This is a genomic window from Exiguobacterium sp. Leaf187, from assembly GCF_001423925.1.
Classification (GTDB): Bacteria; Bacillota; Bacilli; order Exiguobacteriales; family Exiguobacteriaceae; genus Exiguobacterium_A; species Exiguobacterium_A indicum.
Genome location: NZ_LMPR01000009.1, coordinates 1,507,066 through 1,528,459, shown reverse-complemented (window position 1 = coordinate 1,528,459; position 21,394 = coordinate 1,507,066). Strand labels below are relative to the sequence as shown.

At 49.9% G+C, this 21,394-nt stretch carries 17 protein-coding genes; 15 read left to right on the top strand and 2 right to left on the bottom strand.

What is annotated here, in order from left to right; genetic code table 11:
* Window positions 1-9: 9 nt before the first annotated feature.
* Together ASF99_RS12160 and ASF99_RS12155 are read right to left on the bottom strand one after the other, a co-directional pair.
* Window positions 10-1,857: a hypothetical protein gene (locus ASF99_RS12160; protein WP_055968953.1), complete on the bottom strand. Its 1,848-nt coding sequence runs from the start codon at window positions 1,855-1,857 to the stop codon at window positions 10-12.
* A gap of 94 nt (window positions 1,858-1,951) precedes the next feature.
* Entirely contained in the window at window positions 1,952-2,458 is a 507-nt protein-coding gene (locus tag ASF99_RS12155; RefSeq protein WP_023469249.1) for a competence protein ComK, read from the bottom strand.
* A 252-nt stretch (window positions 2,459-2,710) separates the two neighbouring features.
* On the opposite strand from ASF99_RS12155, the gene ASF99_RS12150 reads away from it, so the two are divergent.
* The 15 genes from ASF99_RS12150 to uvrA all read left to right on the top strand — a co-directional run bounded on the left by ASF99_RS12150 (window position 2,711) and on the right by uvrA (window position 21,379).
* Window positions 2,711-2,911: a cold shock domain-containing protein gene (locus tag ASF99_RS12150; RefSeq protein WP_023469248.1), complete on the top strand. Its 201-nt coding sequence runs from the start codon at window positions 2,711-2,713 to the stop codon at window positions 2,909-2,911.
* A gap of 281 nt (window positions 2,912-3,192) precedes the next feature.
* On the top strand, window positions 3,193-3,756 hold the full coding sequence (gene hpf, locus ASF99_RS12145) for a ribosome hibernation-promoting factor, HPF/YfiA family (RefSeq protein WP_023469247.1): 564 nt from the start codon (window positions 3,193-3,195) through the stop codon (window positions 3,754-3,756).
* 216 nt (window positions 3,757-3,972) lie between these two features.
* Entirely contained in the window at window positions 3,973-6,492 is a 2,520-nt protein-coding gene (gene secA / locus ASF99_RS12140; RefSeq protein ID WP_023469246.1) for a preprotein translocase subunit SecA, read from the top strand.
* A 68-nt stretch (window positions 6,493-6,560) separates the two neighbouring features.
* Entirely contained in the window at window positions 6,561-7,661 is a 1,101-nt protein-coding gene (gene prfB, locus ASF99_RS12135; RefSeq protein WP_023469245.1) for a peptide chain release factor 2, read from the top strand.
* A 60-nt stretch (window positions 7,662-7,721) separates the two neighbouring features.
* Entirely contained in the window at window positions 7,722-8,489 is a 768-nt protein-coding gene (locus ASF99_RS12130) for a class I SAM-dependent methyltransferase (protein WP_055968951.1), read from the top strand.
* Complete coding sequence (locus ASF99_RS12125) at window positions 8,489-8,992, top strand: GNAT family N-acetyltransferase (RefSeq protein WP_055968945.1); 504 nt, start codon at window positions 8,489-8,491, stop codon at window positions 8,990-8,992. The genes ASF99_RS12130 and ASF99_RS12125 overlap by 1 nt, the downstream gene beginning before the upstream one ends.
* Before the next feature lie 97 nt (window positions 8,993-9,089).
* Entirely contained in the window at window positions 9,090-9,959 is an 870-nt protein-coding gene (locus tag ASF99_RS12120) for a YitT family protein (protein ID WP_053454186.1), read from the top strand.
* A 116-nt stretch (window positions 9,960-10,075) separates the two neighbouring features.
* Window positions 10,076-10,447 carry a cytochrome c551 gene (gene cccB / locus ASF99_RS12115; protein ID WP_023469241.1) on the top strand — a complete coding sequence of 124 codons (372 nt, stop codon included), beginning with the start codon at window positions 10,076-10,078 and terminating at the stop codon, window positions 10,445-10,447.
* 195 nt (window positions 10,448-10,642) lie between these two features.
* Window positions 10,643-11,329 (top strand): cell division ATP-binding protein FtsE, encoded by a 687-nt coding sequence (gene ftsE / locus ASF99_RS12110; protein WP_023469240.1) that lies wholly within the window; start codon window positions 10,643-10,645, stop codon window positions 11,327-11,329.
* Window positions 11,319-12,218 (top strand): permease-like cell division protein FtsX, encoded by a 900-nt coding sequence (gene ftsX / locus ASF99_RS12105; RefSeq protein WP_055968941.1) that lies wholly within the window; start codon window positions 11,319-11,321, stop codon window positions 12,216-12,218. The genes ftsE and ftsX overlap by 11 nt, the downstream gene beginning before the upstream one ends.
* A gap of 40 nt (window positions 12,219-12,258) precedes the next feature.
* Complete coding sequence (locus tag ASF99_RS12100) at window positions 12,259-13,644, top strand: murein hydrolase activator EnvC family protein (protein ID WP_055968938.1); 1,386 nt, start codon at window positions 12,259-12,261, stop codon at window positions 13,642-13,644.
* A 94-nt stretch (window positions 13,645-13,738) separates the two neighbouring features.
* On the top strand, window positions 13,739-15,163 hold the full coding sequence (locus ASF99_RS12095) for a S41 family peptidase (protein ID WP_055968935.1): 1,425 nt from the start codon (window positions 13,739-13,741) through the stop codon (window positions 15,161-15,163).
* A 22-nt stretch (window positions 15,164-15,185) separates the two neighbouring features.
* Window positions 15,186-16,349: a PDZ domain-containing protein gene (locus ASF99_RS12090; protein WP_055968932.1), complete on the top strand. Its 1,164-nt coding sequence runs from the start codon at window positions 15,186-15,188 to the stop codon at window positions 16,347-16,349.
* A 205-nt stretch (window positions 16,350-16,554) separates the two neighbouring features.
* Entirely contained in the window at window positions 16,555-18,522 is a 1,968-nt protein-coding gene (gene uvrB / locus ASF99_RS12085) for an excinuclease ABC subunit UvrB (RefSeq protein WP_023469235.1), read from the top strand.
* Between the two features lies 1 nt (window position 18,523).
* Window positions 18,524-21,379 (top strand): excinuclease ABC subunit UvrA, encoded by a 2,856-nt coding sequence (gene uvrA, locus ASF99_RS12080; protein WP_055968929.1) that lies wholly within the window; start codon window positions 18,524-18,526, stop codon window positions 21,377-21,379.
* The last annotated feature ends 15 nt before the right edge of the window (window positions 21,380-21,394 follow it).

The window sequence follows — 21,394 nt, the reverse complement described above, 5'->3', positions numbered from 1 at the left end:
CTTCCTCCTTTAAATCCGGTAATCGTACCCGTTTGGTGTCTCATCTTTTTGCGTGGCGACATCTTGTCGTTCTTCTTTCGTGAACGGTCGGAACTGGATCCGGACATCCTGATAACCGGTCGCTTCTAAGGCATCCGTCGTTCGTTCGAGGAACGGTGCAGCAAGTCGCTCGAGAATCGGCAGATCGTTTTCAATCGTGATTTGCATCTTCCGGTTGACGGTTTCGACACGTACGCCTATATCCCCGAGGCGTTTCGTATTCAGTTGGACGTACAACGTATTGTTTTCCCAGTCGATCACTTCATCCGGTCGCTTGTTTTGAAGGTGAACATGAAGACCGGCTGTCGCTTCGACGATCTGGACTGGGAGCGACAACAGAATCTGATTCAACTGCTGTTGATTGTCAGGCTTATTGATTTGCTGTTGCGTCGTCAAGAATGACTGAAGTTTCGAAGCCTCCGGATTGAGAGTTGGGGCAGCGAGCTTCAACTCGGCGCTTTGCAGCTGTAGTGCTTTTTGAACCGTTTCTTGTAGAACCCGTGGACTATTTTGTTTTGGCTCATACGGTATGAGCTTTGCCGGTGCGTCGTTTGGCGTTCGTGTGCTTGGTGCGTTCCATTCCGGTAAATAGGTCGGACGGACGTTCGCTGGCGCGTAGCGGAAGGCTTCAAAGCCCGTCCGGACTTCTTGCAGTAGTGCCTTCGCTTCTGTTCCTCGACCGAGGGAAGCGAGTTCAGCGCCGCGTTCGAGCTTCGATAAGAAGTGAATCAACTGTTTTTCATCCCGCATCGTCGTATGCAACATCGCGTCCGTTTGCTGGAACATCTGCTTCAAGCGATGTGCTGTACTTTCGATGACAGCAACCATTTGCACCGGACGGGACTCGACGAGTGGTTCGATTTGTCGTAGTTGTGACACGATCGTTCGCTGTTGGCTCTTGAAGTCGTTCGTCACTTCCGCTAAACGAGGCGTCACCTCTCGGACGAGCGTCAGAGCTGAACGCGTCGCAGTTGCCGTTGCGGGATCGACCGGACTTGCGGCACGCGCCGTCAGACCAATCAATTGTTCGCGGACACTCGTCTTCGGCTCAAGTGGAGCTTGCGGGAAGTGAGGCGTCAGTTGTTTTCGGACCGTTTCGACGTCCCCTTGATCAAGCGCTGTAATGAGTGCGGGGCGTTCCTTCGCTGGTAAATGTTCAATGTACTGACGCATATGCAATGGTGTTGCGTCTTCGATATCACGCTGTGTCGGTAAAGTAGCGCGTGCGACGTCAAGCGCAACGGCTTTTTCGAATGTCGGTTGGTCGCGTAAGGCGTCGCGTTCCGGAAGAACATCGACGAATTCTTCGGTCGTCGCTAACAGACTATCGATCAATAGTTCCGCTTCTGGTGGGAGCGTGTGGTCAGGACGCGAGACGAGTTCAAGGACAAGATCCTTGTAGCTGCCTTGAAGGGCCGTTACCAGTTGGGCGACGACTTCCGGTGTTTGAGGCAACTGACCGCTCGCAAGAAGTTTTGCGACAGCCGGTTTCAGTTCTGCTGGCACGCCTTCGAGTAAAGCAGGATCGACGTTTGACGGAATCGAGACGGCGGACGGTGTTTCAGCGTCAGTTCCTGAGACAGCTGGTAGCTGTTCGATCAGATAACCTTCTGCCGTTTGACCTTTTACTTTAAACTGGAAATCACCTGTCGGAACTTCTCCAGTGAATGTCATCTCGATTTTATCCCGTCCGACCTGAACGAGCGCCGTATGCGGTCCGGTTTGTTCCAAGACGGTTCCTTTATATGTCTTCGTCTCCGAAAGAACGGTTTGTCCGGCAGGTACCGTCGAACGAGCTGGATTCAACTGGATATTCATCAAACGTCCTCCTTTTTTCAAAATACATCATCTTATTATATATCGGCAGAAACGAAAAAGGGTTGAGCGAAAATATCGCCCAACCTTCGTTTTTTCAAGATTTGATTGCATTAAAGCGTTCCTCTAATGTCATCGCGTTCAATTGTTGATAGCGAGCCATAAGCTCACCTGTTGCTTTCATTTGGTTGCGGACGATGTAAGGAGAGGCGTTCACGGGAAGGATCATGCCATTGCGGGTCTTCAGCTTAGTCTGTCCATCCTCTTCGAGGACATCAATCATATGACTCCAAGCGTACCATTCGCAATCATCACGTTTCGGTGATTTGGTAGGGAAAAAGACGAGGCCGAGTGACGGTTCGATGACAATCGGGACTTTTCCTTTCACGGATGCGACACGTTTTGCGGTGACGATCCGTTCCTCAATAGAACTATTGTACTGCCTGCACGATAATTGCAACAGTTGATACGGTCGAAGTGGCGTCATGATGGTAGAACCATCTTCTAGCACGATGATGGACTGCTTCATCATGTCGTAGCAAGGTAAGATCGCTACGGTCCGCTTCGTGATTCGATACTTTTCATCATTATGGAATGGTCGCATGTCGACTACATCCTCCTCAAATGGGACAATGGATAAAACAGGTAATTACTAACGATATAATACAATATTACAAATGTAATGACAATGTAATTTTTTGAAATATAGAACAATGTCTTGGTGGAAATTGATAATTACGTGGTAATGGTTTCTAAATAATCAGAATTTTTAATTGTCAATAATTCCTTCTTTTGATAGACTAATTCGTGAGAGCTTGCTCTCGTACTCTGGTTTGCGAAGGGAACGTGAATTCGAATGGAACAAGGTAAAGTCAAATGGTTTAATGCTGAAAAGGGTTATGGATTCATCGAAACGTCTGACGCGAAAGACGTCTTCGTACACTTCTCAGCGATTCAAGTCGATGGCTACAAATCACTTGAAGAAGGCGAAGAAGTGGAATTTGAAATCGTTGAAGGCGATCGTGGTCCACAAGCTGCGAACGTTTCAAAGATCTAATCCAATAGCAGCCGCCACCGTTTTTAGGCCATCCGCCTAAAAGCGGTTTTTTGTTTTGAATCTATTTGAAACGGGTATATACGTTAACATCAACATGCTTCAATATTATCGTACGCTAAGAATCGGAGTGAACGTTCATGAGAATGTCATCGTTTTCATGGTCTTCCTTCACTTATCGTGCTATAATAAAAACGAACCAAAAGAATTTCGAATATTCAGAAGGAAACGACTGGATCATCTCGAATTCATAGGTTCAACCGGTTACTTAAGGAGGAGTTTACATGATCTACAACATTCGCGGTGAAAACTTGGACGTCACAGATGCTCTCAAGGATTACGTCGAGAAAAAGCTTGAAAAGTTAACTCGTTATTTTACAACTCCTACGGAAGCGCAAACGGCTTATGTCAATCTCAAAGTCAACAATGAGAAGCAAAAAGTCGAAGTGACGATTCCAATGCCAAACCTCTTGCTCCGCGCAGAGGATATCAATGGCGATATGTATGCAGCCATCGACCTCGTCGTCGATAAGCTCGAACGTCAAATCCGGAAACACAAAACGAAGTTGAACCGGAGAGGACGCGCTAAAGAAGGCGGCATCGGAGAGTACTTCAAAACGCTCGAAGGACCGGAAGCGGAAGCGCCAGTCTATGAAGAGGACGAGGCAGAACTCGAACTCGTTCGGACGAAGCGTTTCACACTCAAACCAATGGACACGGAAGAAGCGATTCTTCAGATGGACATGCTCGGACACGCATTCTTCGTCTTCTCAGACGCAGAAACGGGCAACACGAACGTCGTCTACCGTCGTAAGGATGGTCGTTACGGTTTGATTGAACCAGAATAATGAATGCAACAGGGACTCGCTCTTACGGGCGAGTCCCTTTTTGATATGATGGAAAACTATTTTTAAACACGATACGTTTGCTCTATGACGAAAGACCGAGACCGCTACTCGGTCCGCTTGTTGAAATTTGACGTCGTATTCGGTACACTGAATAAAGGAAAAATCTCGGAATTCTGTTCGTTCAAAGAATCGTTCGAAGTAAGGGGACTGTAAGGCATGGCTAATTTTCTAAAAGAATTATTTGCACCAACGAAACGTGTCCTGAAGAAAGCCGAAAAAGCAGCAGACGCTGTGGAAGCATTCGAGACACAAATCGGTGCATTATCGGATCAAGAACTCGAAGGAAAAGTCGTTGAATTCCGTGAGCGTCTCGCTAACGGAGAAGACTTAGATGATATTTTACCGGAAGCTTTCGCGGTCTGTCGCGAAGTGTCAACACGCGTTCTCGGCATGCGCCACTACCGCGTTCAGTTGATCGGTGGATATGTCCTGCATAACGGGGACATCGCCGAAATGAAGACCGGGGAAGGTAAGACACTCGTCGCAACACTCCCTGTTTATTTGAATGCCCTCGCTGGCAACGGCGTTCACGTCGTTACCGTCAACGAATATCTTGCAAAACGTGACCGTGACATCATGGAACCTCTTTATGCGGCCCTTGGTCTATCGGTCGGCTTGAATCTCTCAAGCATGTCGCGTCAGGAAAAACAAGCAGCCTACAGCTGTGACATCACGTACGGAACGAACAACGAGTTCGGTTTCGACTACTTGCGTGACAACATGGTCCTGTATAAAGAAGACCGTGTCCAACGACCGCTCCATTACGCTGTCGTCGATGAAGTCGACTCAATCCTCGTCGATGAAGCGCGGACACCGCTCATCATCTCAGGGTCTGCCGAGAAATCGACAGCGCTCTATTCGCAAGCGGACACGTTCGCGAAAATCATGAAAGCAGATGAAGACTACACGGTCGACATCAAAACGAAGAGTGTCCTGTTGACGGAGCAAGGGATCGACCGGGCTGAGAAGTATTTCGGCATCGATAACCTGTTTGGTCTCGAGCACGTCTCACTTAACCATCACTTGAGCCTCGCACTGCGAGCAAACGCCGTCATGCATCGCGACGTCGACTATATGGTGCGTGAAGACGAAGTCATGATCATCGACCAGTTCACAGGTCGTGTCATGGAAGGGCGTCGTTACTCAGAAGGTCTGCACCAAGCGATCGAAGCGAAGGAAGGCGTCGAGATTCAACGCGAATCGATGACACTTGCGACGATCACGTACCAAAACTTCTTCCGGATGTATACGAAGCTTGCCGGGATGACGGGTACAGCGAAGACGGAGGAAGAAGAGTTCCGTAACATCTATAACATGCACGTCGTACCGGTTCCGACGAACAAACCAGTCGTCCGAAACGATATGCCGGACTTAATCTTCAAGACAATGAATGGGAAGTTCGCTGCCGTCGCAGACGAAATCGAACGTGCCCACCGCGAAGGGCAACCTGTCCTCGTCGGTACGGTTGCCGTTGAGACGTCGGAGTTACTCAGTAACATCCTCAAGAAACGTGGCATTCGTCACGAAGTCTTGAACGCGAAGAACCATGCGCGTGAAGCAGAAATCATCGAGAACGCCGGTCAAGCGAACTCGGTCACGATCGCAACGAACATGGCCGGTCGTGGTACCGACATCAAGCTTGGTGAAGGTGTCTTAGATAAAGGTGGTCTCTTCATCCTCGGGACAGAACGTCACGAATCACGCCGGATCGATAACCAGCTCCGTGGTCGTGCTGGTCGTCAAGGAGATCCAGGGGCATCACAATTCTATCTGTCACTTGAAGATGAGTTGATGCGTCGTTTCGGTTCAGACTCATTGCAGTCGATGATGGATCGTCTTGGGATGGATGATTCGCAACCAATCGAGAGCCGGATGGTGTCTCGTGCCGTTGAATCGGCTCAAAAACGCGTCGAAGGCAACAACTTTGATGCGCGGAAACAAGTCCTCGGCTACGATAACGTCATGGCGGACCAACGGAAAGTCATGTACGCGGACCGGGCAGCAATTCTCGATGCGGGTTCCGTGTCAGATATCGTCCGTCCGATGATTGAGCAGACGATCGAAGCAGGCGTCCATCAGTACACGCCGGTCGAGTTCGTACCGGAAGAGTGGAGCATCGGTGCGCTTGCGGAATGGGCAAACCAGACGCTTGCGATCGAAGAGAAGGTCACGGAAAGCGACCTCTTCGGAAAAGAACGCGAAGAGATCATCGAGTTGCTCAAAGAGCGGACATTCGCACACTATGAGCACAAACGGTCAGAAGTACCAGCCGAAGCATTCGATGAGTTCGAAAAAGTCATCGTTCTTCGTGCCGTTGACCAACACTGGATGAACCATATCGATCAAATGGATCAACTCCGTGAAGGGATTCACCTCCGGGCATACGGTCAAAACGACCCGCTCCGTGAATACCAATCGGAAGGTTCGATGATGTTTGATGCGATGAACGCTGCGATTGCTGAAGAAGTGACACAATTCGTCCTTCGGGCAGATCTCGATCCAAACCTCAAACGCGAAAAAGTCGTCCAAGACGAAGTCGCGGTTTCGGGTAAGGAAGATAAAGCGGTCAAGAAAAAGCCGGTCCGGAAAAATCCAAACGATCAAATCGGACGCAACGATCCGTGCTGGTGTGGATCCGGTAAGAAATATAAGAACTGTCACGGCCGTCAGGCATAAGTGATGAATCGACTGAAAGAGAGGCAGGAGATTCCTGCCTCTTTTCACGGAAAGAGAAGGTGGAACACATGGAATTAGCAGAAATTCGCAACACCGCCGAGTGGATGGAAAAGAAACTCGACGAATATAAGGCATCACTCGACCTCGAGTCGAAGATTGCCCGGATCGAAGAACTTGAAAACGAGATGACGTATCCAGACTTCTGGAACAACCAAGAATCGGCACAAAAAGTCATCGATGAGTCGAATGGCTTAAAAGCGATGGTCGACAAATACAAAGAACTCGAAGCAGGTCACGAGAACGTCGCTTTGACGTACGAATTGATCAAGGAAGAGCCGGATGCGGATCTTCAAGAAGAGCTCGAGTCAGAACTTGGCGACCTCAAGAAGAAGTTCGAAGACTTCGAACTCCAAATCCTCTTGAACGGCGAATATGACGCAAACAACGCAATCCTCGAGTTACACCCAGGTGCGGGTGGTACCGAGTCGCAAGACTGGGCATCGATGCTGTTGCGGATGTACCAACGTTTCTGCGACAAGCAAGGCTGGAAAGTCGAAACGATGGACTACCAACCGGGTGATGAAGCAGGTGTTAAATCGGTCACGCTCCGTATTCAAGGGCACAATGCCTATGGATACTTAAAAGCCGAAAAAGGGATCCATCGTTTAGTCCGGATATCACCGTTTGACTCGTCAGGTCGCCGTCATACATCGTTCGTCTCGTGTGACGTCATGCCGGAATTCAACGATGACATCGACATCGAAGTCCGGACGGAAGATTTACGGATCGATACGTACCGTGCCTCTGGTGCCGGTGGTCAGCACATCAATACGACGGACTCGGCTGTCCGGATCACCCACGTTCCGACAGGCGTCGTCGTCTCTTGTCAACAAGAACGGTCGCAGATCAAAAACCGTGAAGCAGCAATGAAGATGTTGAAAGCGAAACTCTACCAACGCGAAATCGAAGAGCAACAAAAGAAACTCGACGAGATCCGTGGTGAAAAATCGGATATCGCATGGGGTAGCCAAATCCGTTCGTACGTCTTCCACCCATACAGCATGGTCAAGGATCACCGGACGAACTACGAAGTCGGGAACACGCAAGGGGCAATGGATGGTGACATCATGGGCTTCATCGATGCGTACCTCCGTCTCATGAATATGTAAGACAACTAACCAGTCGGACGATGTTCGACTGGTTTTTTGACCGTCAAAGGAGGAATAGTGATGCAGGAGCAAAGTCGGATCAACAAACAAGCGTGGGAGTACCGGGCATATGAATTTTGGGAAAAGCGAGACGGAACACCGGCAGAATATGCTGCGATCATCAAACAAGATCCAGCCGCATGCTTGAAGAAACATCGTCGTCATCTCGAAGACATCGCCGGGAAGACGATCGCGAACATCTGCGGTTCGAACGGACGCAAGGCGGTGCCGTTAGCGTTACTCGGGGCAGACGTCACGGTGTTCGATATCTCGGAGAAAAATGCCAAGTATGCGCTTGAACTGGCGCACCATGCTGAGACATCAATCCACTATGTCGTCGGGGATCTCTACGCGATCGATCTTGAACGATATCGCAATACGTTTGACCTCCTCTACTTAGAAGGCGGGATTTTGCATTACTTTGCGGATCTCGAGCGTTTTCTGCAGATCCTGTTTACAATCTTGCGACCCGGTGGGCAGTTGATCCTTAGCGATTTTCACCCGGTCGGACGCTGGATCGATGCGGATTTGACGTATCGACCGCGTTATTTCGATCAAGCGTTGCAAGCGGGTGACTTATCGTATAAGACACATTTTCCAGACGCGGAACAAATCGATTTTCCGGACGTCTCCGTCCGTTACTTTACGCTGAGTGAGATTTTAAACGGCGTCATCGCGACGCGATTCACATTAGAACGATTCGACGAGCATCGTGGCTGGAACGGTGAGAACATCCCGTCCGAGTTCACGCTACTCGCAACGAAACCACTCGAAGGGAGCAATAGCTGATGATTATCCGTAAAGAAGGCTTCAAGGATACAGCGGGAATCCGGCTTGTCCATGAGGCAGCGTTCGAACAACCGAGCGAAGCGAACCTCGTGGATGCGTTACGCGAGGACGAAGCCGCGCAACCGGTCTTTGGTCGCGTCGCGATGACCGACAAAGGAGAAATCGTCGGTCATGTCCTCTTGAGCCGAATCCATATCGGTGACATCCCGTCACTTGCCTTAGCGCCGGTCGGTGTGTTGCCGGCTTGGCAACGAAAGGGCATCGGTTCTGAGTTGATCCGCCAGGTGATCGAGGATGCACGGGATGCCGGTGAATCACATATCGTCGTGCTTGGTCACGACAGCTACTATCCACAGTTTGGTTTCGAACGGGCGATCGACTACGGTATTGAGCCACCGTTCCCCGTTCCGCCAGAAGTCTTTCTCGTCCTTGCACTCGAACGGAATGGGTTGCGTAGCGTCAGCGGCATCGTCCGCTACAGTCCCCCCTTTAGTGCGGTATAAAGGGAACACTGTGAGTTGTTCCGCCTCTCTAGTCGTTGTCTGACTTTTCCGCTAAAATGAAACACGAGAATCAATCGATAAGGGGAAATGGAATGTCATGACATCGACACGTCAGGAAGTCGTGCGCGATTATGCGTATTTGTTAATCGGGTCCTTGTTCGTCGCAAGTGCCTTTAGTTTATTTTTAGCACCGAATCAACTCGCTTCAGGAGGCGTTAGTGGCTTATCGATCGTCTTGAACGATCTGTTCGGGATCTCACCCGGCTTGTTCCAACTCGTCGCGAACGTCGTCTTGCTCGCGATCGGGTGGATGATTCTCGGGATGGGTTTTGGTGTCAAATCACTTGTCGGGTCGATCTTTTTACCGGTCGTCATCCTTGTCTACGAGCGGTTCGATGTTCCGGCTGCGACGACGAATCCGATGCTTGCCGCGATCTTCGGTGGTGCCGGTGTCGGGATCGGACTCGGTCTGATCTTCCGGGGACGTGCCTCGACCGGGGGAATGGATTTGATTGCGCAAATTTTGCATCGCTTCACGAAATTGCCGCTTCATCTCTGTATCGCCTTGCTCGACGGAACGATCGTCATCAGTGCAGCGACAATCTTCTCGCTTGAGATCGGACTGTATGCGCTCGTCGCCTTGTTCATCACGATCAAGATGATCGACGTCGTCCAACTCGGGATCACGAACGACAAGCTCGCTTATATCATCTCCGATCAACGGGAAGCGTTAGTGAAGGAAATCTTCGAAACGCTCGATCGCGGAGCGACGGAGATCGAGGCGGCAGGTGCGTTTACGCGGACACGGAAACCGATGCTGATGGTCGTCGTCCGCCAAGGAGAAATCACAACGCTTAAAGAGATCGTCAAACACATCGATCCGTCAGCGTTCCTCGTCGTCAGCGAGGCGCATGAGGTGCTGGGACTCGGTTTTACGGACGACAAACGCTACCGGAATGTGCCGTAATTGTTCCAAACTCGTGAAGTTTTTGTGAAATCATGCTTAACTCTTCCGGATAACGGTTATACTCTAACTAGGATCAGAAGCGTTTACTTAGATACTTACAAGAGGGGGATATCCGGATGAAGCTGAAAAACTTGTTACTCGCGTTAGGGTTAGGCACGACGCTTGCACTCGCAGCATGTGGTGGTAGTGACGACTCCAGCTCTAGCGATTCGTCAAGTACGAAGGAAGAGTCGACGATGAACGATGATTCGTCGAAGACGGAAACAGCTGTTGATGCGGAAAAAATCTTCGCGAACAACTGTGCATCGTGTCACGGGAACAACCTTGAAGGAAATGTCGGACCAAATCTGACGAAGGTCGGCTCGAAGTACTCTTCAGAAGAGATTCAAGAGATCATCAAGAACGGGAAAGGGCAAATGCCTGCTGGAATCCTCAAAGAGGATGAAGAAATCGTTGCCGTTGCTGACTGGCTCGCGGATAAAAAGTAATTATGGGATATGATGGGGTATGAGATGACAGACACGACATGTGTTCGTCATCTCGTACCTCTTTTTTATGGTATCATCGCTCGAAATGACATTTGATTGTAATGTGCGTTCAATTTCGTCCCTGTTATAATGGTGGTCGGTAGGTTTTTAGACCTATCCATTCAGCATCAGTAAATAAGTAAGGATGTGAAGTACGTGATCAAGATGCAACGAATCAGTAAGATTTATCCGAACGGCGTCACGGCACTCCGTGAGGTCGATTTGACGATTGATCAAGGCGAATTCGTCTATATCGTCGGTCCGTCGGGTGCGGGTAAGTCAACATTCATGAAAATGATGTACCGCGAAGAGAAACCAACGAGCGGTTCATTTTTATTTAAAGGAATCGAAGTCGGTAAGTTGAAGAACCGTCAAATCCCCGAACTTCGTCGCCAAATCGGCGTCATCTTCCAAGATTTCAAACTACTCCCGTCATTGACGGTTTATGAAAATGTCGCCTTCGCATTAGAGGTCGTAGGAGAAGACAAGTCACAAATCCGCCAGAAGGTGCTCGAGGTACTCGATCTCGTCAAGCTCAAGCATAAGGAACGGAACTATCCGGATGAATTATCTGGGGGCGAACAACAACGAATCTCGATCGCGAGAGCCATCGTCAACCGTCCGTCACTCGTCATCGCCGATGAACCGACAGGAAACCTGGACCCGGATACTGCATGGGAGATCATGGAAGTATTCGAAGAGATCTATCGCCGTGGGACAACGGTCGTAATGGCGACACACAACCGAGACATCGTCAACAAGATGCGTCATCGTGTCTTAGCGATCGACGGTGGAAAAATCGTCCGAGACGAAGAGAAAGGAATGTACGGCTATGAAGTTTAATGGATTCCGTCATTTACGGGAAGGGGCAAAAGGTCTCGTCCGGAACGGCTGGATGACATTCGCTTCAGTCAGTGCCGTTACCGTCACACTACTTCTCGTAGGAATATTCGCAATGCTCATGTTCAACGTCAACAAGATTTCTGATAACGTCGAAAAAGATGTCGAGATCCAAGTCTTTGTTGAACGGGAAGCAGACCAAGCAAAAATTGATTCACTCGGCGATTCGTTGAAGCAAATGCCAGGCGTCTCCTCTGTTCGTTATAGTTCGAAAGAAGAAGAACTGGACCGCTTCAAGGAGCAACTTGGCGAAGGATCACAAGCGTACCGGTCCGTTGAAAAGGATAACCCTCTTCACGATCGATACATCGTCAAAGCTACCTCACCAAAAGAGACAGAAACACTTGCAAACTCCGTTAAAAAAATGGAAAATGTATATAATGTCGAGTATGGTAAGGACTATGTTAAAAAGATGTTTAACTTCCTTGAAGGAGTTCGGATCGGTGGAATCATCCTGATCGTCGGTTTGACGTTCATGGCAATGTTCCTCATTTCGAATACGATCAAAGTCACGATCTTCTCTCGTCGTCGGGAAATCGAGATCATGCGTCTCGTTGGAGCGAAAAACGGATTCATCCGTGCACCGTTCTTTGTTGAAGGGTTGTTGATGGGGATATTAGGTGCCATCATCCCGATTGTCGTTGTCTACTTTGGTTATGAAGTATCGTACAATGCGATTCAACCTCAACTGGCAACGATTAACGAAGGAATCTTCTCACTAGTCCCGCCAGGACAATTATCACTAGAGGTCGTCTTAATTTTACTCGGTCTCGGTGCATTCATCGGTGTCTGGGGATCGACGACGTCACTCGGTCGTTTCTTGAAGATTTAATCGATTCATTTAAAAATAAAATAGAGGAGAGATGCTTCTCATGAAAGTCCGATTCTATTCTGTCGTCCTGAGCTTAGCTTTGATTGGAACTAGCGTGTCCGTTCATGCCACGTCGAAAGAAGATTTGTTGAAGGAACAACAGGAGGTCGAAAGCCGTCTAAAAGAGACGGAACGATCACAGAATCAGACATCAGAGAAGTTGATCTTGACGAAACAGCAGCGCAAGGAAGCCCGTGCGCAACTGGATGAAGTCAACAGCCGTTTGGATGATTTAGCGCGTAAGATAGCCGATCAACAAGCGGCTGTTGTTGCATCTAAGGAACGATTACGTCTGACGGAAGAAGCCATTTCCGAAACGTTGAAGGAATTACATCAACAAGAAGATTTACTAGGCAGTCGCTTACGTGCCGTCCAGCAAAAAGGAGACGTTACCTACATCGAGGTCTTGCTTGACGCGAAAGACTTCGGTGATTTGATTTCGCGCTTCAGCACAGTCAGTGAGATCATGAAGCAAGATGATGATGTCCTGCAAACATATAAGACGAACGTCAGCCAGTTGAACGAACAGCGATCCGAGCAAGCGTTGTTGCTCGAGAGTCTGAAGCGGGAGCAACGGAAATTACTTGTCCTTCAGACGCAAATCATCGCGGAATCGGAGTTGAAGCGAAAGCTGGTCGTCCGGTTGAACACGAAGGTAAAAGCGTTGCAACAAGAGCAGTTCTCAAAAGCTGAAGAAGCAGAAATTCTCGCTGATCAGCGACAGTTGATTCAAAATGAACTGGCTGCACTGAAAGAAGCAGAACGAAAAGCAAAAGAAGAAGCAAAGCGACGGGCAATCGAGGCAGCACGTCAAGCCGAAACGAAGCGAGTAGCGGAAGCCAAACGGCAAGCAGAAGCTGCGCGTGCTGCTGCAGCGAAACAACAGGAAGCGGATGCTGAGAAAACGAAGCCACCCGTCCCTGAAGTCGAAGTACCTTCTGAAACACCTGATACACCAGCAGACGTCGATTCGAATCGTCCGTTCCATTTACCGGTGCAAGGCTATGTCTCATCACCGTTCGGTCCACGAAACAATCCGTTGACTGGAAAGCCGGAGATCCATAAGGGAATCGATCTCGTCAATGCGAAAGGGACACCGATTCATGTGGCTGCCGGAGGAATTGTTTTGCGTGCAGGCAGTGCGACGGGGTACGGCAATGTCGTCATGGTAACTCATTTAATTGATGATCAGGTCTATACGACCGTTTATGCCCACCTGGAGTCAATCGATGTCAAAGCCGGTCAAACGGTCATGCCGGGTCAAACCGTCGGCACACTTGGATCAACCGGCTGGTCGACAGGACCGCATCTGCATTTCGAATTGCATAAGGGAGAGTGGGCTGCCGGTCAACCGAATGCAGTCGATCCGGCACCGTACATCTTTTGACATCCCATAGAATACTGAAAAGATAGGGTAACCTATCTTTTTTTGCTATACTGAAAAAAATAATGCGTTTTTTAACGGAAGTGGGGAATCAAGCGTGAAAAAATCTACAACAGCAGTCATCGCGGTCAGTACCTTCGGGCTTGGTTTAGGGGCAGGTGCCGTCGGTATGTTAGCGGCGGGCGGAACGGATTCTGTCTCGACGTCATCGTCGTCTGCGAATGCGACGGGTGATTGGAAAAAAGTTGATCAGGTCCGTCAAATGATCGAACAGAACTATCTAGAGGACGTAACGGATAAAGAACTACTCGACGGTGCATTATCCGGTATGGCGGAAGTGCTTGACGATCCGTATTCCGTCTATATGGATGAGTCGGAGACAGCATCGTTCAATACGAATCTATCGTCTTCGTTCGAAGGGATCGGTGCGACACTGGAGCAAAAAGGCGAGTCGATCGTCATCGTCTCACCAATTAAAGGGTCACCCGCTGAAAAAGCTGGCATCAAACCGGGTGACGTCATCTTAGAAATCGACGGCAAGTCGACGAAAGGGCAAAAAACGGATCAGGCGGTCAAGAAAATCCGTGGTGAAAAAGGAACGAACGTCGTCCTAACAATTCAACGCAGCGGTCAAGACGCGATGGACATCACGATTAAACGGGATACGATTCCAATCGAGACGGTCTATACGTCGACCGAGGACGTCAACGGGAAGAAAATTGGTGTCTTGCAAGTGACGCAGTTCTCAGAACCGACGGCTAAAGAGTTCGAGAAGGGGCTCGCGAAACTCGAGAGTCAGAATATCGATGGACTCGTCATCGACGTTCGCGGAAATCCGGGTGGTCTTTTGACGGCTGTCTCAAGCATGATTGCACCGTTCATTCCGAAGGACGTTCCGATTTATCAAGTCGAGAACAATAAAGGGGAGCGACAGCAGGAATTCGGGAAGGCAGACGAGAAGAAACCGTATAACATCGTCGTGCTCGAAGACGGCGGATCCGCGTCAGCATCTGAGATTTTGGCAGCTGGTCTAAAGGAAGGTGCCGGGGCTGAGGTCGTCGGTACGAAATCGTTCGGTAAAGGCATCGTCCAAAGTGCCTATGACTTGAAGGACGGTAGCGATTTGAAGTTAACGACGAACAAATGGCTGACACCGGACGGCAACTGGATTCATAAAAAAGGCGTTAAGCCGACGATTGAAGTCAAGCAACCGGCGTACTTCAACGTCACGAAGATCCTGACTGATCAAAAGTCACTCACAGTCGGCGATTATGGAAAATCAGTCGAAAATGCTCACCTCGTTCTCGAAGCAATCGGTTTCGAGCCAAAAGGACAAAATGGGTATTTCGGTGACACGATGAAGCAAGCCGTCGAAGCCTTGCAAAAGGATGCGAAGCTTGATGTCACTGGAAAAATCGATCAGCAGACAGCGGGTGAGATGGAGACGCGTCTCCTGAAGAAACTCGAGGACGATAAGAATGACGTCCAGCGGAAAAAAGCACTCGAGGTCGCTGCTCAATAATAAGGAATGGAAAGAGGTCTGAATGCGCGTGGAATTACTCGATGAAATTGGTTGGACCGCGATTAGTCTCATCGCCAGTCCGACCTTGTGGTTAGCACTCCTTGTCAGTTGGGTCATCGGCATCCGGCGTGTTAAACGGGAACGTGGACTATTTCGCTCCCGGACACACGGTAAACGAAGCGATGTCCTCGAAACACTTTTACCTGGGTTACTAATTGGTCTCGTCTTATCCGTCGTCAGCGGCTGGTTCGGATTGACACTGACGCCGCAATACGCTCTGTTGTTACTCGGACTCTCGAGCGTTTTACTGTTGATTGGCGTCGTGCGTTTGAACTTGCCTCTCTGGCCGATCGTCTTGCTTGGACTTGCCGGCTGGTTCCTAATGGATGCACGTCTTGATCCGGTTCGTCAGGTCGAGCCGAAAATGATTTTATTGCTTGCGACCTTAACGCTCGTCGCGGAATGTCTACTCGTCTGGTGGCGCGGGCAACGACGCCTGTCACCGTCACTCGTCGTCTCGAAGCGTGGTCGCTTCATCGGTGGGCTGTCAGCGAATAAACTTTGGCTATTGCCCTTGCTCGTCTTTGTTCCGGGCGACGTGCTTGAAGCTTGGTGGCCACGTTACAGCTTCCCAGAGCTCGTTCCGATCGTGCTTTGGTTACCGATCGGCTTCAGCTTTCTCTTTACGGGTAAGTTGCCGAAAGAATTGATGCGTCCGCTCGTTCAAGGACGTTTGATCACGAGTCTCGTCGCGATTCTATTGACGGTTCTTGCATACGTCACCGGAAAAGCTGAATGGCTGTACGGGATCGTTTTGTTGCTCGTTCTGCATATCCTATTGCATCAGCGGGTCAAACGCTTGAACCGAGCACAGACACCATTGTTCCTCAATGGAACGCGTGGTGCCGTCATTCTTGGAACGCTACCTGATAAACCAGCTGCCGAGATGGGCTTGATTCCGGGCGAAGCGATTTATAAGGTCAATGGTGAGAAGGTCGATTCGGAAGCATCGTTCTACGAAGCCATCCAAAAACACAAACCGTATCTACGTCTTGAAGTCATGAACCATAACGGCGACATCCGGTTTGCGCAACGTGCCTTCTACGAACAAGATCATCATGAACTTGGTATTCTGTTCGTCAACGAGCCGGTCCATGGTCGCACTAAAGTGCGATCCTTGCATTAACGAGTACATCCCTGTCACGGAACAGCCGTGACAGGGATTTTTTTGTCGGCAGAAAAATCGAGGGTCAACACTCGAAGCAAAAAGAAACTTTTGCATTTTCGAAAAAAAGGGTAACTTCCTAAAAGGAGCACTTCATAATCGAATGTTTGTTCGTAAAGTGGTACAATAAAAATAGATTTTTTACGTGATGAGGGGGAAGCAAACGATGGATTTTGAACTCGTTTCACCATTTGAGCCAGGCGGTGATCAGCCGACGGCAATCGAAAAATTGGTGACTGGGCTAAAACAAGGCGAACGACATCAGACGTTGCTTGGGGCGACCGGTACCGGGAAGACGTTCACGGTCTCGAACGTCATCAAGGAAATCAAGAAACCGACACTCGTCCTTGCCCACAACAAAACACTAGCGGGACAACTCTACTCGGAGTTCAAGGAATTCTTCCCGAACAATGCGGTCGAATACTTCGTTAGTTTTTATGATTATTATCAACCGGAAGCGTATGTACCGTCGACGGATACGTTCATTGAGAAGGACTCTTCGATCAACGATGAGATTGATAAACTACGTCACTCGGCGACGTCCGCCCTGTTCGAACGGGAGGACGTCTTGATCGTTGCTTCTGTCTCGTGTATCTATGGTCTCGGTAACCCGGAAGAGTACAACAACCACGTCTTGTCACTGCGTGTCGGCAATGAGATGGGGCGAAACGAGATGCTCCGTCGTCTAATCGACATCCAGTATGAGCGTAACGACATCGACTTCCAGCGCGGACGGTTCCGCGTCCGCGGAGACGTCGTCGAAATCTTCCCGGCGTCACGCGATGAACAGTGTGTCCGGGTCGAGTTCTTCGGTGACGAGATCGAACGGATTCGTGATATGGATCCGCTGACAGGTGAGATCGTCGCGGACCGTGAGCACATCTCGATCTTCCCGGCGTCCCACTTCGTGACGGGGGATACCCGTCTGCAGAAGGCGATCGCGAACATCGAGAAGGAACTAGAGGTCCAGCTTGCGAAGTTGCGCGAAGACAATCAGTTGCTCGAAGCGCAACGGCTCGAACAACGGACGAACTACGACCTTGAGATGATGCGTGAGATGGGCTATTGCTCCGGAATCGAGAACTACTCGCGTCACTTGAACTTGATGCCGGAAGGGGCAACACCGTATACGTTGCTCGATTACTTCCCGAAAGACTTCTTACTCGTTGCCGATGAGTCACACGTCACGCTGCCGCAAATTCGCGGGATGTATAACGGGGACCAGGCGCGGAAACAAGTCCTCGTCGATCACGGCTTCCGTCTTCCGTCGGCAAAAGACAACCGTCCGTTACGATTCGAGGAGTTCGAGGAAAAAGTCAGTCAGGCGATCTATATCTCGGCGACACCAGGACCATATGAACTCGAACATTCGAAAGAGATGGTCGAGCAAATCATCCGTCCGACCGGTCTCGTTGATCCAACGATCGAGATTCATCCGATCACAGGACAAATCGATTACTTGATGGATAACATCCGTGACCGGGTCGCGAAGAACGAACGTGTTCTCGTGACGACACTGACGAAGAAGATGGCAGAAGATTTGACCGATTACTTGAAAGAGAATGGCGTCAAGGTCAACTACATGCACTCGGAGATCAAGACGCTGGAACGGATTGAAATCATCCGTGACTTGCGGCTGGGGAAATACGATGTCCTCGTCGGGATCAACTTATTACGAGAAGGACTCGATATTCCGGAAGTCTCACTCGTGACGATTCTTGATGCCGATAAGGAAGGTTTCCTCCGTTCGGACCGTTCGCTGATTCAAACGATTGGTCGGGCGGCGCGGAACTCGGAAGGACACGTCATCTTGTTTGCTGATAAAGTCACCGATTCGATGCAACGCGCAATCGATGAGACGGAACGCCGTCGCGCAATCCAGATGGCGTTCAACGAAGAACATGGCATCACGCCGCAGACGATCAAAAAAGACGTTCGTGGTGTCATCAGTACGACGATCGAGAGCGACGACACCGTCGAAAAACTCGAGAAGTTCAACAAACTCAAAAAACCGGAGCGCGAAACGTTGCTTGAACAGCTTGATCAAGAGATGCGTCAAGCGGCGAAAGACATGCAGTTCGAACGAGCTGCTGAGCTCCGCGATCTCATATTAGAATTGAAAGCAGGTGCCTAAGTTGGGAGAAAAGAAGAATCAGATTATCATCAAAGGCGCTCGCGTCAATAATCTACAAAACATCGATGTCGAAATCCCCCGCGATCAGCTCGTCGTCTTGACGGGCTTGTCCGGGTCAGGGAAATCGTCGCTTGCCTTCGACACGATTTACGCGGAAGGACAACGGCGTTATGTCGAAAGTTTATCAGCCTATGCCCGTCAGTTCCTTGGACAGATGGATAAACCGGATGTCGATACGATCGAGGGACTGAGTCCAGCAATTTCAATCGACCAGAAGACGACAAGTAAAAACCCGCGTTCGACGGTCGGAACGGTCACAGAGATCTATGATTATTTGCGTCTGTTGTACGCACGAATTGGTAAACCGATTTGTCCAAATCACGGAATCGAGATTTCGAGCCAGACGATCAGTCAGATGGTCGACCAAGTGATGGAGTTGCCGGAGCGGACGCGTCTGCAAATTCTCGCGCCAATCGTTTCCGGACGTAAAGGGACGCACGTCAAGGTGCTCGACGATTTGAAGAAGGAAGGCTTCGTCCGCGTTCGTGTCAACGGAGAGACGATGGATCTCGCCGAAGAGATCACGCTCGAGAAAAACAAGAAACACTCGATCGAAGTCGTCGTCGACCGTGTCGTCGTGCGACCAGATGTCGAAGCCCGTCTTGCGGATTCACTCGAGACTGCCCTTCGCCTCGCAGACGGTCGGGTCATCGTCGATACGATGGATGGCAACGAATTGTTGTTCAGTGAACATCATGCTTGTCCGATCTGTGGCTTCTCGATCGGCGAACTCGAACCACGGATGTTCTCGTTCAACTCACCGTTTGGTGCTTGTACGTCATGTGACGGTCTCGGAACGAAGCTTGAGGTCGATGTTGATCTCGTCGTGCCGCATTCTGATAAGTCATTGAACGAAGGGGCAATCGTAGCGTGGGAACCGACGAGCTCGCAGTATTATCCACAATTGCTTAAAGCTGTTTGTGACCACTTCAAGATCGATATGGATACACCGTTCGAACAATTGTCAGAAGAACATCGCGAAACGATCCTGAACGGAAACACGAAGGAAGAGATTCACTTCCGTTATGAGAATGACTTCGGGATGGTCCGAAATACGAATCTCTACTTCGAAGGGGTCCTCAATAACTTACAACGTCGTTTCAAGGAGACGTCGTCTGATTATATCCGGGAACAGATGGAAGGCTACATGGCGAAGAAGGCGTGTCCGACGTGTAAAGGACATCGCTTGAAACGGGAATCGCTCGCCGTCAAAGTATCTGACCACCATATCGGTGAAGTGACGAAGATGTCGGTTAAACAAGCGGTCATGTTCTTCGACGAACTACCGGAGAAATTAAGTGAGAAGGATCAGACGATTTCGCGGATGATTGTTCGTGAGATTCACGAACGGGCGTCGTTCCTTGAGAACGTCGGTCTCGATTACCTGACGATCTCACGCGCAGCGGGGACATTGTCCGGTGGGGAAGCGCAACGGATTCGTCTTGCGACACAAATCGGTTCGCGTCTGACGGGCGTCCTCTACGTTCTCGATGAACCATCGATCGGTTTACACCAACGTGATAATGATCGTCTGATCAATACGCTGAAGGCGATGCGTGATCTCGGCAACACGTTGATCGTCGTCGAACACGATGAAGACACGATGATGGCAGCCGATTACTTGATCGATATCGGACCTGGTGCCGGCGATCACGGTGGATTCGTCACGGCAGCCGGGAAACCGGAAGAGTTGATGCAGGATGCGAACTCGTTGACTGGTCAATACTTGTCCGGGAAGAAGTTCATTCCTGTTCCATCAACACGCAAAGAGCCAGACGGTCGGATGCTCCATATCCATAAAGCATCGGAAAACAACTTGAAGAACGTCGATGTCGACATTCCGCTGGGTCTGTTCGTCGCCGTCACCGGTGTCTCGGGCTCCGGGAAATCGACGTTGATCAATGAAATTCTTTATAAGACGATTGCGCACGAGATGAACCGGGCGAAAGAAAAACCGGGTGCTCATAAAGGGATCACGGGTCTTGATCAAATCGATAAGGTCATCGACATCGACCAGTCACCAATCGGTCGGACACCGCGCTCGAACCCGGCAACTTATACCGGTGTCTTCGATGACATTCGTGACGTCTTTGCTTCGACGAACGAAGCGAAACTCCGTGGTTACAAAAAAGGACGTTTCAGTTTCAACATCAAGGGTGGACGTTGTGAAGCGTGTCGTGGCGATGGGATCATCAAGATTGAGATGCACTTCTTACCGGACGTCTATGTTCCGTGTGAAGTCTGTCACGGGAAACGCTACAACCGCGAAACACTCGAAGTGAAATATAAAGGCAAAACGATTGCTGATGTCCTTGAGATGACGGTTGAAGATGCCCTTGCTTTCTTCGAGAACATTCCGAAGATCACGCGGAAATTACAGACGATCGCGGACGTCGGTCTGACGTACATGCGTCTCGGTCAACCCGCGACGGAACTGTCCGGCGGGGAAGCGCAACGTGTTAAACTAGCGTCCGAGTTGCATAAACGCTCGACGGGGAAGACGATCTATATTCTCGATGAGCCGACGACAGGACTCCATGTCCACGATATCGCGCGTCTCCTGAAAGTGTTACAACGTCTCGTCGACAATGGTGATACAGTGCTCGTCATCGAACACAACTTGGACGTCATCAAGACGGCAGACTACTTGATTGATCTTGGACCAGAAGGGGGCGACGGTGGCGGAACGATCGTTGCTGCCGGTACACCGGAACACATCGCTGAAGTTGAAGCATCCTACACGGGACGATACCTCGCACCTGTCCTTGAACGCGATGCGGCACGAATTGAATCGTGAAACTTTTGTGGATGA

Bases quoted from the DNA above. Each gene is read 5' to 3' on its own strand.
- ASF99_RS12160 (WP_055968953.1), bottom strand. From the start codon at position 1,857: ATGAATATCCAGTTGAATCCAGCTCGTTCGACGGTACCTGCCGGACAA.
- ASF99_RS12155 (WP_023469249.1), bottom strand. From the start codon at position 2,458: ATGCGACCATTCCATAATGATGAAAAGTATCGAATCACGAAGCGGACC.
- ASF99_RS12150 (WP_023469248.1), top strand. From the start codon at position 2,711: ATGGAACAAGGTAAAGTCAAATGGTTTAATGCTGAAAAGGGTTATGGA.
- hpf (WP_023469247.1), top strand. From the start codon at position 3,193: ATGATCTACAACATTCGCGGTGAAAACTTGGACGTCACAGATGCTCTC.
- secA (WP_023469246.1), top strand. From the start codon at position 3,973: ATGGCTAATTTTCTAAAAGAATTATTTGCACCAACGAAACGTGTCCTG.
- prfB (WP_023469245.1), top strand. From the start codon at position 6,561: ATGGAATTAGCAGAAATTCGCAACACCGCCGAGTGGATGGAAAAGAAA.
- ASF99_RS12130 (WP_055968951.1), top strand. From the start codon at position 7,722: ATGCAGGAGCAAAGTCGGATCAACAAACAAGCGTGGGAGTACCGGGCA.
- ASF99_RS12125 (WP_055968945.1), top strand. From the start codon at position 8,489: ATGATTATCCGTAAAGAAGGCTTCAAGGATACAGCGGGAATCCGGCTT.
- ASF99_RS12120 (WP_053454186.1), top strand. From the start codon at position 9,090: ATGACATCGACACGTCAGGAAGTCGTGCGCGATTATGCGTATTTGTTA.
- cccB (WP_023469241.1), top strand. From the start codon at position 10,076: ATGAAGCTGAAAAACTTGTTACTCGCGTTAGGGTTAGGCACGACGCTT.
- ftsX (WP_055968941.1), top strand. From the start codon at position 11,319: ATGAAGTTTAATGGATTCCGTCATTTACGGGAAGGGGCAAAAGGTCTC.
- ASF99_RS12100 (WP_055968938.1), top strand. From the start codon at position 12,259: ATGAAAGTCCGATTCTATTCTGTCGTCCTGAGCTTAGCTTTGATTGGA.
- ASF99_RS12090 (WP_055968932.1), top strand. From the start codon at position 15,186: ATGCGCGTGGAATTACTCGATGAAATTGGTTGGACCGCGATTAGTCTC.
- uvrB (WP_023469235.1), top strand. From the start codon at position 16,555: ATGGATTTTGAACTCGTTTCACCATTTGAGCCAGGCGGTGATCAGCCG.